Source organism: Flavobacterium sp. (assembly GCF_035292545.1).
Classification (GTDB): Bacteria; Bacteroidota; Bacteroidia; order Flavobacteriales; family Flavobacteriaceae; genus Flavobacterium.
In genome coordinates, this window is record NZ_DATDPV010000054.1 from 1 (window position 1) to 19219 (window position 19219).

General features: G+C 36.0%; 10 protein-coding genes. 1 reads left to right on the forward strand and 9 read right to left on the reverse strand.

What is annotated here, in order from left to right; all coding sequences use genetic code 11:
- A partial coding sequence (locus VI621_RS08860) for a T9SS type A sorting domain-containing protein (protein ID WP_324218023.1) occupies nt 1-1874 on the forward strand: 1874 nt, incomplete at its 5' end.
- Between the two features lie 235 nt (nt 1875-2109).
- Here the strand turns inward: VI621_RS08860 and VI621_RS08865 are convergent.
- The 9 genes from VI621_RS08865 to VI621_RS08905 form a co-directional block, all read right to left on the reverse strand.
- Complete coding sequence (locus VI621_RS08865) at nt 2110-4125, reverse strand: outer membrane beta-barrel protein (protein ID WP_324218024.1); 2016 nt, start codon at nt 4123-4125, stop codon at nt 2110-2112.
- Nucleotides 4126-4214: 89 nt separating this feature from the next.
- The gene (locus VI621_RS08870) at nt 4215-5999 is read right to left on the reverse strand and encodes an Ig-like domain-containing protein (protein WP_324218025.1); all 1785 of its coding nucleotides are present in this window, start codon (nt 5997-5999) and stop codon (nt 4215-4217) included.
- 245 nt (nt 6000-6244) lie between these two features.
- Nucleotides 6245-6499, reverse strand: a complete 255-nt coding sequence (locus VI621_RS08875) for a hypothetical protein (RefSeq protein WP_324218026.1) — start codon at nt 6497-6499, stop codon at nt 6245-6247.
- A 177-nt stretch (nt 6500-6676) separates the two neighbouring features.
- Nucleotides 6677-7765 carry a class I SAM-dependent methyltransferase gene (locus VI621_RS08880; protein ID WP_324218027.1) on the reverse strand — a complete coding sequence of 363 codons (1089 nt, stop codon included), beginning with the start codon at nt 7763-7765 and terminating at the stop codon, nt 6677-6679.
- Between the two features lie 281 nt (nt 7766-8046).
- Nucleotides 8047-10446, reverse strand: a complete 2400-nt coding sequence (locus VI621_RS08885; protein WP_324218028.1) for an alpha-ketoacid dehydrogenase subunit alpha/beta — start codon at nt 10444-10446, stop codon at nt 8047-8049.
- Nucleotides 10447-10632: 186 nt separating this feature from the next.
- A complete protein-coding gene (locus tag VI621_RS08890; protein ID WP_324218045.1) occupies nt 10633-13380 on the reverse strand; it encodes an aminopeptidase in 2748 nt (915 codons plus the stop codon).
- 201 nt (nt 13381-13581) lie between these two features.
- Nucleotides 13582-14310, reverse strand: coding sequence for a TIGR00730 family Rossman fold protein (locus tag VI621_RS08895; protein WP_324218029.1), 729 nt, complete (start codon nt 14308-14310; stop codon nt 13582-13584).
- 167 nt (nt 14311-14477) lie between these two features.
- Nucleotides 14478-17309, reverse strand: a complete 2832-nt coding sequence (gene uvrA / locus VI621_RS08900; protein WP_324218030.1) for an excinuclease ABC subunit UvrA — start codon at nt 17307-17309, stop codon at nt 14478-14480.
- A gap of 86 nt (nt 17310-17395) precedes the next feature.
- On the reverse strand, nt 17396-19180 hold the full coding sequence (locus VI621_RS08905; protein WP_324218031.1) for a chloride channel protein: 1785 nt from the start codon (nt 19178-19180) through the stop codon (nt 17396-17398).
- Nucleotides 19181-19219 lie beyond the last annotated feature (39 nt).

The following is a 19219-nucleotide window of genomic DNA, read 5'->3' on the forward strand; positions in this document are numbered from 1 at the left end:
GTTTGAATGAAACTCCAGCTGCTGATTATGCAAACAACATCAATGCCGGAACAGCTACCGCTAGTTATACTTATGCAGAGACGGCTAACTATTTATCAAGTTCAGACAGTGAAGACTTTACCATCGGAAAAGCAGCCACTACAACTGTGGTTACTATCGCAGCCGGTCCATTTGCTTATACCGGTTCAGCACAAACCCCAGCTACCGTTAGTGTAACAGGCGCAGGAGGTTTGAATGAAACTCCAGCTGCTGATTATGCAAACAACATCAATGCCGGAACAGCTACCGCTAGTTATACTTATGCAGAGACGGCTAACTATTTATCAAGTTCAGACAGTGAAGACTTTACCATCGGAAAAGCGGCGGCAGTAATTGCTGTTACTCCTTACAGTGTGACTTATGATGGCAACGCCCATACATCAACTTTCACGGCGATTGGTGTGGAAACTTCACCAGTAGACCTTACTAGTTTAATGACAGTGAGCGGCACCACACATACCAATGCTGCAACTTATAATGGAGATGCCTGGAGTTTTTCAGGAAACAACAATTATAATGCAACCAATGGAACTGTTAATAATGCCATTGGTGAGCGTCCTATCACTATTACTGCTAACTCAGGTCAATTCAAATATTGCGGACAAGCCGATCCAACTTTTATTTACACAGCCAGTGAAGCATTGCAATTAGGAAACTCATACAGCGGAAGTTTAGGAAGAGCTATCGGAAATGGTGTAGGTACTACATATGGATATACACTTGGAAGTTTGAGTGCAGGAACCAACTATACCTTAACTCTTGGCGGAACAAATACATTTGAGATTAAAGGAGTAACTATTGATGCGAGTTCGAGTAGTAATCCAGTTCAGCTAGGTAATTCCGCTTCTTTAAGTGCAACTGTTAAAGATGGTTTAATTTCAATTAATGGGGTTTCTGTAACATTTACAGTAATTAATGGTTCGGGTGTCCTGGTTTATCAAGAAACTACCACTACCTCCACAGTTTCAGGAGTAGATGGGGTTGCGAATCTTAATGTACCTTCATCATTATTGCCTTTGGGACTATATCAGGTGAATGCAGTTGCAGGATCTGGATGTTCAACATCAACAGCCTACTTATCTGTATATGATCCTAATGGCGGCTTTGTAACAGGGGGTGGCTGGATAATGTCTCCTGTAGGTGCTTACTTAATAGATACTTCATTGACGGGTAAAGCTAATTTTGGTTTCGTAGCGAAATACAAAAAAGGCAACAATCAAGTTGATGGTAATACTGAATTCCAGTTTAAAGCAGGCGATTTCAATTTCAAGAGTAATTTCCTTGAATCAGGTACACTCGTTATCTCAGGTGCCAAAGCAACCTATAGAGGGACAGGTACAGTAAATGGTGCTGGCAATTATGGTTTCATGGTTTCTGCAATTGATGGACAAATTACCGGTGGAGGAGGAGCAGACAAATTCCGTATTAAAATATGGGATAAGTCTATAGGAAACGCTGTTGTTTATGATAATCAGATAAACTTTGCAGAGAATGCAGATGCAAATGCACCACTTGGCGGCGGTTCAATCGTAATTCATGAAGTGAAGAAGAATTCAGCCGCAAAAGTTGAACTCGAAGTACCAGTAAAAACGAATCTGTTTAATGTACAGGTATTTCCAAACCCTGCCAAAAATCAGTTTACTTTAGCAATAGAAAGCGACAGCAACGAAAAAGTTACAATAGCAGTTTATGATGTATTGGGCAGAATAGTGGAACAAATTGAAAAAAATGATGAACAACCCATCACTTTTGGAGAAGAATTGCCCGCAGGTGCTTACGTTGTGATTATCAATCAAGGGATTGTTCGAAAAGTAGTCAGACTGATAAAAGAGTAAGGATTTTTTACGAGAACTTTATAAATAAAAATCATCCCAACTTTAATCGGGATGATTTTTTGTTTTTTGCTATTGAATAAAAATAAAATGGACTCGGTCGTTATGATATAAGTCAAATATGGATTCAACATATTTCAAGATAAACTATTTTAAAACAAAAAAGGACAGGGTTTTGAGTCCCTGTCCTTTTTGTAAAATACCAAAATAGGTATTCTTATTCTAGTTTATAACAAACTTATTTAGTTGGAATGATATCAATGATAACTGTTCTGTTATAGAAACGTTCCTCTGGAAATTTGTTTGCAAACGGAGCTGAGTTTTGATTCTCACCAAATCCATTTATTTGAAATTTAACATCGGTTCTTCCGGTTTTTGATAAAGCACTTTCAATGATAGTCTTAACATCGTTTGCACGTGCTAATGACAAATCTTGATTATGGGCTTCATCTCCAATAATGTCTGTATGCCCTTTAATTATAACTGTTGCCCCAACAGGAATCTTTGGTGTTACAATTTCAGTAAGATATTTTTCATAAATACTGATAGCTTTCGATTCATTAAATTCATAAATGATAGTATAACGAATTCCTTCCTCAACTTTTGCTGGAGTCCAAAGTGTCACGTGCATTGGAGCTTCTTTTTCTGATAGCGTACCATCTTTTGCAGTACCGATCATTTTAGCCATATAGTCACCATGAGGGCGGCTACCTAAAATTAAATTACCAGGGATGCTTATTGAATCTTCTGTATAAGGTCCAAAAGTTTGAACTTTACCTTTTTCATCTTTTAGTTCTAATTTCCAAGAAGTGAAAGCTTGTTTTGCTCCAACATTATTGAAAGTAACATAACTTTCAACTGGTGCTACTTGTGGAGCAGAAATTACCACTGGTTTCAATGGTGCATTTGGACCACTTTGGAATTCCATTAACAAATCTGGTGAATTACTTTCGATAGAAACTCTACGGTCTCCTTGACGAAGCAACTCAAGATCTTGTGTTCCACCTGGTTGTTCTGACGGGATACTTGGTTTCGTACGACCTTCAATAGCTATTCTTGAAGCAGTAATTGCAAATACATCTACTAAATAGGTTTTGATTGATTGTGCCATTGCACGACCATCTTCAGGACCTTTTTGAGAAGAACCTACCAGCGTAATAGTTGCAGATGGATTTTTTTGCATACGATCACCAAGAATGTTTAATACATTATAGTAAACAATCATTTGTCTTTTAGAACGACCAGACAGATTTTCTGGAGAAGAAACTTTCAATTGATCTTCTTTAAAGTCTTTAACCTGATCTTTTCTAAGTAACTCATAACGGGTAGGAATTGCATTAGAACCTTCGTCAAAGAATATATAATTACGAAGTGGGAATATTTCGCTCACTCTGCGGTCATTTGGAATATTTGTTGGAGAATTTACCGAAAATTGAGATTGCGCATTTGTTGATCCGGCAACTTCTATTCTACTTCCTCTACCAAATTTAAGTGCAAACCCAGCTCTTACAGTAGTGATATTCCAAGTTTCTGTTGAACGTGGATTTTGACCAAAATAAGGGTGGAAAGCAATAAATGGAGACAATACGAATTGGGTTTGTTTTAACTTTGAAGAAATAGGAATATCATATCCAGCTCCGATTTGCATCGAAATAATGGTTTCTTTTACATCACTAAATTCACCTCTTACATCAGGACTAGGTTCCTGATTTGGAAAGTTTGGATTGGTACCCAGTTGGTAAGTGAATTCTTTATCTAAGTTGAAAGCCAAACGTGGACCACCATATAAATAAAAACCTGATTTGAATGGTGCTATACGTAAGCTTGGTTCTATTGTAATATAACTAAGGTTGGTTTTTAAATCAGCCGGACAGTTACAAGCAGTAGTTTCTTCGATGAACTCGCCTCTGCGACTGTCATACCCAGCCTGTAACATTACTCCCCAAACTGAATTAGCAGGACGATATTCTATAAGCGGTGCGCCATAAAAACCGACACCTTGATTCCCATTATGGAAAGTAGCAGGAGGAGTAAATTCGGCATTTAATTGATGTGTAGAACCGCGGAAGAAATTGAAGTTTGAACCAGCAGCTACACCAAAGTACCATGAAGGTTTTGCATATTGAATCTCCTGTGCCTGAAGTGGCGCTTGGATACCTGTCAGAACCAAAGCACTTATCACAAGGCTTTTGATAGTCAGGTTAGGGGCCCACGTCATACGGGATTCCTTTTTTGAATTAGTTTTAGATTTCATATTTTTAAAATATAATTTTATTGTTTCCTTTTATTTGAATAAATCCCGCCCTTCGACGGGATTTTATTACTTAACTATTAAGCTGACGCTTAATTAGGTACGTTAATGATTGTGTTTACCATAGTAACAGAAGCTACGAGAGAAATCGCTCTACCATTTAATACTGTTTGAACAGTAGTATTGGTGCTATTTGCAGGAGAAGATAAAGTTACTCCGGCAGTTGCAATAATAGTTCCTACCATTACTCCACCACCTGCGTAGTTAATAACTGCTGCACTACCAACATGCCAGTATACATTAGCAGCTGAAGCTCCATTTATCATATTGATGCTACGTGCTCCTCCTGGTCCTGCAACACCTACTGTAAGTCCGGCTGCTGTTTGGAAAATCCATTCTGCATTCGGGTTACCCTGTGCATCTAAAGTAAGATTGCCATTTGAGATATTAAAAGTACCACTTGCGGATTTGTAAACCCCTGGAGGTAATGTTAATCCACCTAGTTCACCGGCACCTGGATCAGTACCACCCGGTCTTGAAGCTGGAGAAATACTATTGTAAGCATTATTAGCATCAATTAAACCCTGAGTAGCAATTGCAGCTGAAGTAGCATTTCCAGGTAAAGGTGGAGCTGCATAGATTCTACCATTCACAAGACCATCATTTAATGGTGTTACTGTATAAACATCACCAGTTATTCCATCACGGAATCCTGTAACTAAAGTTGAAGCTGCAGTTGTAGCGATACTTCCATTATTGATTACAGTAAATAATCCCTGATTAGTTATCCCTGCATTTCCTCCAAAAGCTCCGAAAATAGATGCACTTCCTAAAACTACCGTTGTTACTGGCGGTGCAGTACTAAAATTCCATATATAATTATTTGCTAAAGCAACACCAGCCAAATTTTCAGCTCCTGTTGTAATGGTAGCTGTATAGGTGGTATTTGGCAATAAATCATTTGCAGGATTAAATGATGCTGTTGAACCTAGATAAGTTACTACTCCTGATATAAGAGTGGTTCCTTGTTTTAAGGTAAATGTAATATCATTGATAGTTAACGGATCCATTGGCATATCAAATGTAGCAGTAATTGTTTTATCAATATTTACACCTGTAGCATTGCTAATAGGATCAGTAGAAATTACTGTAGGTGCTATTATAGCTCCAGTAGTAAAGTTCCAAACATAATTAGCAGCTATTGATGTACCAGATAAATTTTTAGCACCGGTTGTAATGGTTGCTGTATAAATGGTATTAGGTGCGAAAAGAACAGTAGGAGTAAAATAAGCTGTTGTTCCGCTGTATGTAACAATTCCTGCAACTGATGTAGTACCTTGCATTATTGTAAAGGTTACATCGTTAATAGTCGCTGGATCCATAGGCATGTTGAAGGTCGCGCTAACAATTTTGTTAAGGAAAACGCCTGTTTCAGTGTCAAAAGGATCAGTAGTAGCTACCATAGGTCTAATGGTTGCTCCTGTACTAAAGGTCCACACATAATTTTCTTGTAAAGCATTACCCAATAAATCTTTAACCGATGTTTTAATTACACCAGTATACGTAGTGCTAGGAGTAAGATTTGCATTTGGTGTAAAAATAGCGGTTGTACCAGAATAGGTAACTGTTCCGCCAATTAATCCGTTTGCATCTTGTAAAGTAAAAGATGACTCTGTAATTGTTGCAGGATTCATCTCTTCATTAAAAGTCGCTGTAATTATTTGGTCTAAAGGCACAGCTACATCACCATTGGCAGGATCTGTTGATATAACAATCGGGCATACCCCAACCGTTTCTTCGAAATCATCGTTTACACAACCAGCAAATAAGATAATGGATGCTATTGCAAAAGATGTTAATAGTTTTTTTACTTTCATTTTTTCTACTTTTAGTGTTGAATATTATCAAACAAAGGTGGGCATTATATAGTCGGAAATCATTATATAATTTCAGAAAAGAATTACATAATTCACGCTTCTGTAATGTCGTGTTTCTTTTAAGTAGCTTTAAAATTTATGATTGTTTAAAAAGACGGGTAAGTTTTATATATTTTAATTAAAATAAAAAAGCCAACATAATTTTTATGTTGGCTTTAAGATGTGAATTAAGAAGCAGACTATTTCTATTTTTTGATTTCAACTGAGGCATCCCCATTCGAGACATTAACATCAGTTTTCGTTGCTCCGTCTTTGGTACTAACATCTAAACCATCTGTGCTTACTTTTATTGAGGTTCCATCTTCCGAAACTGGTTCAGCTGGAGGGGCAGGAGTTTCTATAGTTGGAGGTGGAGGTGGTGGAATAGTTTCCTCTTTTTTCTTGCAGGAAACAATTGTCATAATAGATAGTATTCCTAAAAACAATGCTGCTTTTTTCATTTTATTTATATTTGGTTAATGATTTAACTCACAATTTATAATTTTTATTGTAATAAAAAAAATAATTTTGATTTTATCATTAAATTTCTAAAATTGATTTTAACATTTTTTAAAAACATTCAATTTACTGACAGTTAAAGAAATAAATAATTTAAGCATTTTATAACCAATGCTAAACTAGGAAAACTTCAGTCCTGAAAGTTCCAGTTTTGGAATCCCTTTCTGTTGGATGAGCACTTTATATTTACTTCCCATATCCATAAGAAGCGTATGGGTTAGAAAAGCTTCTTTCAGGGCTAAACTGGCAATGTTTTGTCCTTTTTCTTCTGGTATTTTATGATAATCTTTAAATCCGAGAGCAAGCAGAAAATGAGCCTGGTCTGTAAAACCACAACATTCCATTCCATTTTTTAAACCCCAATGGCATAATGCGGAAAAATTCACATGTGTTGTAATATCTTGTTCTCCTATATCACGATAGGGATAATCATTTATTCTATGTTTATTATAGCAAACGATGGTGCCACAACTCCTGCGATTGCTGTATAACTCGGAAGAAGTATAACCATAATCTATTGTCATGATGTATCCTTTTTTTAAGGATGCCGCAATTTCTTTGATCCATTCGATTGCTTCAAGATTTATTTCTGTTTGAAATCCTTTCGGTAATGCCACATTCAGTTCTGACATATAATCGGTAAGTGCTTTTCCGGCTGGCTTCAATAATTCGATAAATCCATTTTTATAATCCACGAAAACCTCCATCAATTCGTCGTCCATCACAACTTGATGTACAGAAAAGTTATCCACCAACTCATTCGATATTATGCAACCGTTAATTTCAGGAATATCCTGAATCGAATCATACCAACTTACCTTTTCGTGCAAATGTGTTTTTTCTATTTCCCGCATGGTCGGGCTTTTTTCAATAATGCAATACTTTAGCTTTTCGTATAATTTCCCGTTGTTTTTAAGATAATCAAGAACATCATGACAAAGTGAACCTGTTCCCGCACCATACTCAACAATTGTAAATGGATTTTGACCCAATAGATTCCACATTTCTTCCAATTGTCGTGCAATCATGGCGCCAAATGCCGAGGTGAGATTTGAGCTGGTATAAAAATCGCCATTTACTCCTATCTTATCTTTTTTAGAAGTATAGTATCCCAATTCTGGATAATACAAAGACATTTCCATGAAATCGCGAAATGAAATCGGTCCTTCTTTTTTTATTCGCTGTATTATAATTTCAGAAAGCATCATAAATTTATAATTATTTAATTCACCTCATTTTAGGAAATAAAAAATAAGAATATAATCAACCAAGTGTATCACAATTTTTCTCAAGATGAGCAACGGGATAACGATTAGTGGGTAAAATAAATAAATAAAGATTGAAGGGGCAAATACTTAAGTATAAAGTATTACTGTAAATTTAATGAAATAATCTTTCGGCTCATACTAAATCAGTTGCTTTTTTTGGGTCATAAAAAAAGCCAGACAAAAAATGAATTTTATCTGGCTTTTTAATGATTTATAGATTTTTAATACAAACTCGGATATTGTGCCGGGTTTGCTTCATGCATCATAGCGTACACTTTTTCATAAATATCTTCTATTGATGGTTTCGAGAAATAATCACCATCCGTACCATAAGCAGGACGATGTGCTTTTGCGGCCAATGTTTCCGGTTGGCTATCTAAAACTAAATATCCTTTTTGCTCATCGATAATTTGCTGTAAAATAAAAGCAGAAGCTCCGCCTGGAACATCCTCGTCTATAACTAACAATCGATTGGTTTTTGCTAATGATTTCACGATATCATGATTGACATCGAATGGCAACAACGATTGAATATCAATAATTTCAGCATCGATGCCTACTTCTAATAATTCTTTTGCGGCTTGTTCTACCAAACGCAACGTTGAACCATAAGAAACTAACGTAATATCTTTTCCTTCTTTAAGGGTTTCAATCACTCCGATAGGTGTTTTGAATTCCCCTAAATTGGTTGGCATTTTTTCTTTTAGTCTATATCCATTTAAACATTCAATAACTAAAGCAGGTTCATCGGTTTCTAATAAAGTATTATAAAATCCTGCAGCTTTAGTCATATTTCTCGGTACCAAAACATGAATTCCACGAATTGCATTGATAATCATTCCCATTGGGGAACCTGAGTGCCAAATACCTTCTAAACGGTGTCCGCGGGTACGTATAATTAGCGGTGCCTTCTGGCGACCAGCAGTTCTGTATTGTAAGGTAGCCAAATCGTCGCTCATAATTTGGATGGCATATAAAAGGTAATCCAAATATTGAATCTCAGCAATTGGCCTTAAACCACGCATGGCCATTCCAATTCCCTGACCTAAAATAGTGGCTTCACGAATACCGACATCGGCCACTCGTAATTCCCCGTATTTCTCTTGCATACCCTCTAAACCTTGGTTTACATCACCAATGTTTCCGGCATCTTCTCCAAAAATTAACGATTCTGGATATTTAGTAAATATGGCGTCAAAGTTGTCACGCAATACCAAACGAGCATCGACATCTTCTGCAGTGGCATCATATATTGGCAGGACTTCCTTAACAGAAAATACATTTGAATCTGATTGTGAAAATAAATGAGAACTGAATTTCGGTTGAATTTTATTGGTATAATTCGTAATCCATGAAGCAAGTTCATTTTTACCGTTTTCTTTTACAATTAAACGCAAAATCTTACGTGCTGTTGTTAAGAGATCTTTACGAATCGGTTCTTTTATAGCAGCTAAATCAGTAGCGTATTTTTCGATAAAAACTTTATTCGAACTTGTATTTGCAATTGAGTTTAATAAAGCAACCAATTCTAGTTGTTCTTCTTTTACTGGCGAAACAAAAGCAGTCCAAGCCGCTTTTTTACCTTCAAGAACATCTTTTTTGGCTTGCGAATCAATGGCGTCAAGATCTTCTGAGGAAGCAATATTGTTTTCGATTACCCATTGACGCATTTTTATCAAACAATCAAATTCAACTTCCCAAACCAAACGGTCTGAATTTTTATAACGTTCGTGCGAACCCGAAGTCGAATGCCCTTGCGGTTGTGTTAGTTCCTGAACATGAATTAAAACCGGAACGTGTTCTTCACGTGCAATAGCCGAAGCTTTTTGATAAGTGTCTACTAAAGCCGGATAATCCCAACCTTTGACTCTTAAAATTTCATATCCTTTATTATCTTCGTCACGTTGAAAACCTTTCAGGATTTCCGAGATATTTTCTTTTGTAGTCTGATGTCTTGCATGCACCGAAATTCCGTATTCATCGTCCCAAACGCTCATGACCATTGGTACCTGAAGTACTCCGGCAGCATTGATAGTTTCAAAAAACAACCCTTCTGAAGTAGAAGCATTTCCAATTGTTCCCCAAGCGACTTCATTTCCTTTTTCAGAAAAATTAGTTTGGTTTATTCCGGATACTTTTCTGTATATTTTTGAGGCTTGAGCCAATCCTAATAAACGGGGCATTTGCCCACCAGTAGGAGAGATATCGGCACTCGAATTTTTTTGTTGTGTCAGGTTTTTCCAATTGCCCTTTTCGTCCAGCGAATGGGTTGCAAAGTGTCCGCCCATTTGACGTCCGGCACTCATTGGATCATGAGCCAAATCAGTATGACCATACAAACCGGCAAAAAATTGTTGGATTGTCATTTCACCAATCGCCATCATAAAAGTTTGATCCCGATAATATCCCGAACGGAAATCTCCGTTTTTAAAAGCTTTTGCCAATGCCAATTGCGGCACTTCTTTTCCATCACCAAAAATACCAAACTTCGCTTTACCGGTCAATACTTCACGTCTTCCCAATAAACTACATTCCCGGCTAACGGTGGCAACTTTATAATCGTTAAGCACTTCGATTTTGAAATCTTCAAAAGAAAGGGATTTTGTTTCTGCTTGTGTCATAATGGATTTAATTGCAATTTGAAAACAAAAATAAATAAAAACTATCTATTTTCATAATGCTTTGAATAAAATATAATTTAATTATTGATAATTAATTAGGGTTTAAATACTTATTAATTGCGAAATATTCAATAAAATTAAACGTAACATAAAAATAGTTTATAACTAATCAAGGTTTTGTACCACTTAAAACCATTTTCGTGTAAAAAGATTGAGTAATGTTTTAGGCTCCAAAGTAATTACAAATCGTATTTTTTCATTATAATTTTTTTGAGCGATTTCCCATCCATTATTCGAATACACCGGAAAATACAGTTCAAAATAATTAGTAACCAGATTCAGGCGTATGCCGCTATCGTACACAAATTTTTCGCTTTGATTTTTGTTTTTCAGAAAACCCACATCTCCATAAACTTCTATCCAGCTCCAGATATTAAAACTTCCGTTTAAAGTTGTAATCCATTGGTTTGCATAAGGTGTGCTTAGCTTTGATTTGAATCCACCATCAGCCAAAATATACTGTTGGCTATACAAACCCGTACTTTCGGATCTACCATAATAACCATAATCAAAAAGGTAATCTGTAGGTCTGTCTAAAGCAAAACTAAAAAAATCGGAATTGGTATTGTTGTATATAAAACTTCCCGCATACAATCGCAAATTCACTTGGCGATTGTCTTCAAATAATTTTCTATACCCAATTTCAGCGGACACTTTTCCAAATTTACCCGCCACTTGAATATCAGTCATAAAATTGAAATGATTGGTAACTTCAGTCCTTGTGTTGAAATATTTAGCATTAAAAACCGAATAATTTTCGGTAGAATTATCAATAATCAAATTGCTTTTTTCTCTATTAACCAATACTTGACGAAAGAGAATCATTTGTTTTCTATTGTCTCTAAAGTTTTCTTCCCGAATTCGTAATATAACGGATGGATTTATTTTTAAATAAGTCGCATCCGCAGCATAATGAAAATAGGAACCGCTAAGAGCATATCTAATATTATATAAGGTTGAATTTCTGTTGTTTTGATTTACTGCAAAAGAAGCCGACCCCGAAAAAGTCTTCGCATTTGTTGAATAAGCAGGGTTTAATTCAAAAGTAAAAGGTTTATCCAAAAGGGTTTTGTTATGCAATCTCAAACCAGGAGATAAACCATCATATAAATTATAGGTCAAAGTTGGAACATATAAAATTTGATTGTAATAAGGATCTTCCAAATCCTTCATGAAATTGAATTTTATGGGACGATTGTTAGGATAAAAACTTTTTAAAGACTTCCAGTTGTTTCTTAAATTGTATTCGGGAACTTCATTTTTGTAGTTCAAAACAATTTTGTCAGCATCTTTTCTTTCTAAAGTATATATGCTGTCCATAGTTTCAGTATCTAGCCATTTTTTAAAAACAACTTGTCCTTTTTTAATTCCATAAACCGGCATTGGAACCGAAACACCTGTTTTATTTTTTAATGAAAAAGTAATGCTGTCTTTTGTTTTTGAAACCGTAGAAAATTTATAATCAATGATGTCCCGAGAATCGATAATGGTATTAAAAAACCAATCAATATCTTTGCTTGTATTGGATTTTAATATAGTTTCAAAATCATTTCGGGAAACTTGTTTTTCTTTATTTTGAACATAAAATTGGCGAATACTATTGCTAACCGAATTGTTTTCCAGGTAATTATCCAGATATCTAAAACTCAAACCGGAACGGTATTTACTGGCAATTTGCTCGTTAAATTTTATCAAGGTATTTTTTGGATCTCCAATTGGCTGATCCAAATTTTTTCGAGCCATAAGCATGTAAAAATAGCTGTATTGCTCATTGAAATTTATATTTGCTAAATTATAACTTTTTAATAACAGAAAAGTAGACAAACTGCCCAGCATCTTACTGTCCGGATGGTTTTCGTCTATATATTTCATCATTGCATAGACCTGAATTCCATCATAAATCCAGTTGTCTTTCCTTGGATCTAAACGCAGACTGTTTTTCAGGTAATTGTTCAGATAGGTTTTCAGAAATTTAATCTCATAAACAAATTCATCGGTAAACGGACTAATGAAAGAAGGCAATTGATTCAATCCATAAAAAGGATTTCGCTCATAATCGGTTTGTGAAACCGTGATTTTTTCATGCGGATATTTCCCAATCAGATCATTGACAAAACCCACCACGCGCTCTATTACAATTGCTTTTTGAACTTCATTAATCTTATTGTCTTTAAGATTTATGACAACTGCTACGTCATTATTTTTAAAACTGTAAAAACTGGTTTTAGATTCTATAAACAGACTGAAATCTATTCGGTTTTTCCCCGATAATTTATAGATTGAAAAGGCTCCGCTTTGTGTAGCATTTTCACTGTTTAAATCAGATGTTACTTGTAAATTTTGAGGTACTTTTAGTTCAATATCAAAATTAGAAACCGCATTGGCAATATCATCCAGATTGTTATTATTGTATTGAATAAAAGCATGATTTTCATAACGGGCAGGTGCCAGGTACCAGTATTTCAGGTTCATTGTACCTTTGTCGTTATACCCATATTTGGTAAATTTATCGCTGGCTATTTTGACGGTATAGGTAAGATGTAAAGTGATTTTCTGGTATGGAGCTAATTTATCTCTTAATTGTACCGATATAAAATCTGAATTTTCTTTAGGCCTTTCCCACGAAAGAAAAAGTTTAGCAGGGTCAATAATAGTCAAAAAGCTGGTATTGCCGCGTTCTTCTTCCTTGGCTAAATGAAATCCCCTGTAAAATTCATCAGAAAAACGTTTGGCCAAAGCAGTCGTTTTTGAGGAATAGGCATGGTTCCAGTCATTCAAAACAATCGAAGTCAAAGTATCTTCCGATTGATTGAAAAAAGTAATTTCCTGCTGAATATTCAATGTTTTTTTCTCCGAATTTACTTCAACAATCATTTCAGAATGATGTTGCGCATATTGTCTTGTCGAGGCAAATAAAACAAGGACACAAAGGGTGATTTTATAGAATGCTTTCAATATTTTCTTTCAAATTTTAATAAAACAAGACCAATATACTTATTAATAGATACAAATCTTCATAAAGGTTGCTTAAAAATAACGTAAAAAAAGAAAGCTGTTTTTTAGACAGCTTTTTTATTAAAAATTAGGACTCAAATTGTACTTTTTATAGAAAGTATCGAGAACTTCAATGACTTCATCTTCGGTATCTACAATTTTAATTAAATTCAAATCCTCCGGGCTAACCGTGCTGTATTTTTCAATTAAAACGGTTTTTATCCATTCCATTAAACCGCTCCAAAACTCTCTTCCGACCAATATAATCGGGAATTTACCTATTTTTTTGGTTTGGATTAAAGTAACCGCTTCAAACATTTCGTCTAAAGTTCCAAAACCGCCGGGCATAATTACAAATCCTTGAGAATATTTTACAAACATGACTTTTCTAACAAAGAAATAATCGAAATTTAGATTTTTATCCCTGTCGATATACGGATTGTAATGTTGCTCAAAAGGCAAATCAATATTCAAACCTACCGAAGTTCCTCCGCCTAAACTCGCTCCTTTATTTCCGGCTTCCATAATTCCGGGACCACCGCCAGTAATTACGCCATAGCCGGCTTTACTGATTTTATAAGCGATTTTCTCAGCCAATAAATATAATTTATCTTCTGGTTTTGTTCTTGCTGATCCAAAAATGGTAACACAAGGCCCAATGCGGCTCATGCTTTCGTAACCATTTACAAATTCAGCCATGATTTTAAAAATTGCCCAGGAATCATTGGCTCTAATCTCATTCCAGGTCTTTTTTTTCATTTTATCGTGGATAATTCTATCCTCGTCATTATCGAAATCTTCTAATCTCATTTTATTTTGTATAAATTTTAAATATTTTTTGAAGCTGTTTCCCGCTTTCCACTGTATCTTTTCCTGGCTAAAGAAGCCAGAAAAAGGATGCCGTTTCAAATGAAATTCACTGAACTCCTATTAAAATAAAAGTTAAGTGAAGTAATCCGGGCTAAAAAGCAAACATACTAAGATAATTCTTTTTTCAGGAATTGTGCCGTATAGCTTTTTTTATTTTTAATAATTTCTTCAGGAGTTCCTTTTGCAACCACTTGTCCGCCGCCTTTCCCACCTTCGGGACCAATGTCTATAATGTAATCGGCCAGTTTAATCACATCCATGTTATGTTCAATAATCAAAATGGTATTGCCTTTGTCTACCAATTTATTAATGACTTCCATCAACACCCGAATGTCTTCAAAATGCAGTCCGGTCGTAGGTTCATCTAAAATGTAAAACGTATTTCCGGTGTCTTTTTTAGATAATTCCCCGGCTAGTTTGATTCGCTGGGCTTCACCGCCCGAAAGTGTCGTGCTCTGTTGTCCAAGCGTGATATATCCCAAACCAACATCCTGAATGGTTTTTACTTTTCGGTAAATCTTCGGAATCATTTCAAAAAATGGAACTGCTTCATCCACCGTCATATTCAATATATCTGAAATCGATTTCCCTTTGTATCGGATTTCCAAAGTCTCTCTGTTGAAACGTTTTCCCTGACAGGTCTCACATTCAACATAAACATCAGGCAAGAAATTCATTTCAATGGTTCGTACACCTGAACCCTGACAAGTCTCACATCTTCCGCCTTTTACATTGAAACTAAAACGCCCCGCTTTATACCCTCGAATCATACTTTCGGAAGTCATCGTAAACAGGTTTCTGATTTCTGTAAAAACCTCGGTATAGGTTGCCGGGTTGCTTCGTGGCGTTCTTCCAATCGGGCTTTGGTCAATATCAATGACTTTATCGATATGTTCCAATCCTTCAATTTTCTTGTAAGGTTGCGGTTTTTTGACGCCATTAAAATAGAAGGCATTCAAAATAGGGTAGAGCGTCTCATTAATCAAGGTTGATTTTCCACTTCCTGAAACTCCGGTTACGCAAATCATTTTACCCAAAGGCAATTCGATTGATACATTTTTTAGATTATTTCCGGTGGCTCCGGTAAGTTTCAACACTTTTCCGTTGCCTTCGCGTCTTGTTTTTGGAATTTCTATTTTTCGTTCCCCATTTAGATAAGAAGCCGTTAAGGTATGTTCTTTCAGAATTTCCGCAGGCGTTCCTTTGCTGATGATTTCGCCACCGTATTTTCCTGCTTTTGGACCTATATCAATCACGTAATCTGCACGTTCTATCATGTCTTTATCGTGTTCAACCACGATAACGGAGTTGCCAAGATCACGCAATTGTTCCAAAGAATGAATTAGTTTATCATTGTCTCTTTGGTGCAAACCAATACTTGGCTCATCCAAAATATACAACACACCAACCAATTGCGAACCAATTTGGGTTGCCAGCCGAATGCGTTGCGCTTCACCACCGGAAAGTGATTTTGAGCTTCGGCTTAAAGCCAGATAATCCAAACCAACATTCATCAAAAAGTTTAATCTATCCTTAATCTCTTTGATTACTTCAGTAGCGATAAGTTTTTGTTTATCAGATAAATGATTTTTTAAATCATGGAACCAAAGGGTCAAATCTGAAATATCCATATTGGATAAATCGGCAATATTTTGTTCGTTTATTTTGAAAAACAAGGCTTCTTTTTTAAGGCGAGTTCCTTCACAAACCGGACATTTTACTTCGTCCATGAACTCTTTCGCCCAGCGTTTGATGGAAGCTGATCCGCTTTCGTCATGCTGGTTTTTGATGAAATGGGAAATTCCTTCAAATTCGATTTTATAGTCTTTGGTAATTCCCAAAGTTTTGGATGCTACCGAAAATTTTTCTTTTCCGCCATGCAAAATCATTTCCATCGCTTCCTCGGAAATGGTTTCTATCGCATCGGTTAATTTGAACTCAAATTTTTCTCCTATAATTTCCAATTGCTTGAAAATCCACGATGATTTATATTCGCCCAAAGGAGCAAAACCACCTGTTTTAATGGATAATTTGGGGTTGGGAATAATCTTCTTTAAATTGATTTCATTAACGGTTCCCAAACCTTTGCAATGTTCGCAGGCACCTTTAGGTGAGTTGAATGAAAAAATATTAGGTTCCGGATTTTGATAGGAAATCCCGGTGGTAGGACACATTAAATTCCGACTGAAATAACGGACTTCGTTAGTATCCTGATCCAAAATCATCAATACATTTTCGCCGTGATACATCGCTGTTTTGATGCTTTCCGTCAAACGTTTTTCGTTTTCAGGCGTGTCATCAATGACCATTCTGTCGATTACAATTTCGATGTCGTGGGTTTTGTAACGGTCCAGTTTCATTCCGGCGGTAATGTCTTTGATATCGCCATTAATACGGACTTTTACAAATCCCTGTTTGGAAATCTGTACAAACAATTCTCCGTAATGTCCTTTTCTGGCACGAATAACCGGAGCCAGAATATTGATGCGTTTGCCGCTAAAATCTTTGATAATCAATTCTTTGATTTGGTCATCGTTATAGCTGACCATTTTTTCGCCTGTGTTGTAGCTATAGGCATCACCGGCACGGGCATAAAGCAACCGTAGGAAATCGTAAATCTCCGTAATGGTTCCCACGGTGGAACGCGGACTTTTACTGGTTGTTTTTTGTTCGATGGCAATCACGGGCGAAAGCCCATCGATTTTATCGACATCCGGGCGTTCTAATCCTCCAAGGAACTGGCGCGCATAGGCAGAAAAAGTTTCCACATAACGGCGTTGTCCTTCGGCATAAATCGTATCGAAAGCCAAGGATGATTTCCCGGAACCCGAAAGTCCTGTAATCACGACCAGTTTTTCGCGTGGAATGATGACGTCTATATTTTTTAGATTGTGTACTCGCGCACCCAATACTTCGATGTTATTGTCTGAATTTAGCATAAATAGGAGCAAAAAGCAAAGTTACAATTTTGAGCCGTTCTTTTATTATAACCCTTTGGAAGATTTTGTTAAAATGGAAAAGTAACCTATTCGAAGTTCATCGATTTCAGCTTTTCCCTATAGGCTTCAAGGGCAATAGATTTAGAAATAAAGCCGTAATATTTCCCGTTTTTCAATACCGGTAAAAAAACGACTTTGCTGGTTTCAAATTTATTCATAACCGTCTCCATATTGTCTTCAGGTGAAACGATGGCTGCAGGTGTAGTCATAATTTCTTTCACGGAAGTGTATTTGACTTTGAAATTGCTGAAAATGATTTCACGAATGTTATTGAAATGAACAATACCCAGTAATTCTTTCTCTTTACTAACTACGGCAAAAATGACCTGATTGGAATGGGAAATCAGATCTACGACTTTTTCCAGATTCTCGTCCGGTGAAATGGTTAAAAAATCGGTCTGAATTATTTTTTCAGTTTCTAGTGTCGAAAGAATATTGGTGTCTTTATTGGCTGTAAAAGCATGTCCTTTTTGGGCCAAACTTCTGACATCCAAGGAATGTTTTTCAAAACGTTTTGAAATCGCAAAGCTGATGGAAGAAACAATCATCAGCGGAATCATCAGTTCATAACCGCCTGTAATCTCAGCGATTAGAAAAATAGCTGTCAATGGAGCATGAAATAAACCGCTTAGAATTCCGGCCATTCCCACCATCGTAAAGTTGCTGATTGGTAAATTTGTCAATCCCGTCAGATTCAAAAATTTTGAAAAGAAAAACCCAAGATAAGAACCTAAAAATAGGGATGGAGCGAAGTTTCCACCGTTTCCGCCACTTCCTAAAGTAATTCCGGTGGCAAAAACCTTTAGCATCATTGTTAAACCGACAAATACTAAAAGAACCCAATTGTTATTTCTAAAATCACTAAAAAGCGTATTTTCTAATATTTTCCCTGGATCATTTTCGGATAAAGTTTTGATGCTTTCATAACCTTCACCAAAAAGCGTTGGAAAAATGAAAATAATTACGGCTAATATTGAAGCGCCAAAAAGTGCTTTTTTGTACGGGCCAAATTTTAGACGACTAAAAAAATGTTCCACTCTTTGAAAGTTTCTGGAATAATAAACCGCAATAAATCCTGTAAATACTCCCAGAAGAACATAAAATGGAATATTATGATAATCAAAAGTTTCTTGCTGTTTGAAGGATAACAGCACAGCTTCGTCTAAAGCTATTACGGAAACCAAAGCGCCGGTTGCCGCGGAAATCATAATCGGAGTAAAAGCTGAAATACTTACATCGACCAACAAAACTTCAATGGCAAATAAAACACCTGCAATAGGAGCGTTAAAGGCCGCAGCAATTCCGGCAGCAACACCACAACCTATTAAAAGCGTCCGATCTTTATAACTTAATTTATATTTTTGGGCATAATTTGATCCAAAAGCGGCACCTGTAATTACAATCGGACTTTCTAAACCCGCAGAACCACCCAGACCAACCGTTAACGAACTTGTAACGATTTGTGCATACATTTGTTTTCTTGGAATGATGCTCGCTTTTTTGGCAACAGCATACAAAATTTGAGAAGTTCCTTTTTCGATGGTTCCTCCTAAAACTCTTTTAACCACAAAAACAGTAAGTAAAATACCGATAATGGGTAAAATACTATTGATGAAACTCAATTTTAAAATACCATTGATATAAGTGGCAAACGAAAAAACCGAATGCGCAAATGTCTTTAATACAATTACGGCAAAAGCAGCGGAAATACCCACCAAAACACTGGACAAGAAAATAAACTGTTTGTTTGTTATTTTACTTTGTCCCCATGCAATTAGGTTTTCAAGTTTGTTTAGATATTTTTTAATCATTTTTTGGAAGAAAGCGCTAATTTACTATTATTTTTTGAG

Excerpts from the sequence above, each read along its gene's own strand:
- VI621_RS08905 (WP_324218031.1), bottom strand. The coding sequence starts at position 19,180 with ATGATTAAAAAATATCTAAACAAACTTGAAAACCTAATTGCATGGGGA.
- VI621_RS08875 (WP_324218026.1), bottom strand. The coding sequence starts at position 6,499 with ATGAAAAAAGCAGCATTGTTTTTAGGAATACTATCTATTATGACAATT.
- VI621_RS08865 (WP_324218024.1), bottom strand. The coding sequence starts at position 4,125 with ATGAAATCTAAAACTAATTCAAAAAAGGAATCCCGTATGACGTGGGCC.
- VI621_RS08880 (WP_324218027.1), bottom strand. The coding sequence starts at position 7,765 with ATGATGCTTTCTGAAATTATAATACAGCGAATAAAAAAAGAAGGACCG.
- VI621_RS08890 (WP_324218045.1), bottom strand. The coding sequence starts at position 13,380 with ATGATTGTTGAAGTAAATTCGGAGAAAAAAACATTGAATATTCAGCAG.
- VI621_RS08895 (WP_324218029.1), bottom strand. The coding sequence starts at position 14,310 with ATGAGATTAGAAGATTTCGATAATGACGAGGATAGAATTATCCACGAT.
- VI621_RS08870 (WP_324218025.1), bottom strand. The coding sequence starts at position 5,999 with ATGAAAGTAAAAAAACTATTAACATCTTTTGCAATAGCATCCATTATC.
- uvrA (WP_324218030.1), bottom strand. The coding sequence starts at position 17,309 with ATGCTAAATTCAGACAATAACATCGAAGTATTGGGTGCGCGAGTACAC.
- VI621_RS08885 (WP_324218028.1), bottom strand. The coding sequence starts at position 10,446 with ATGACACAAGCAGAAACAAAATCCCTTTCTTTTGAAGATTTCAAAATC.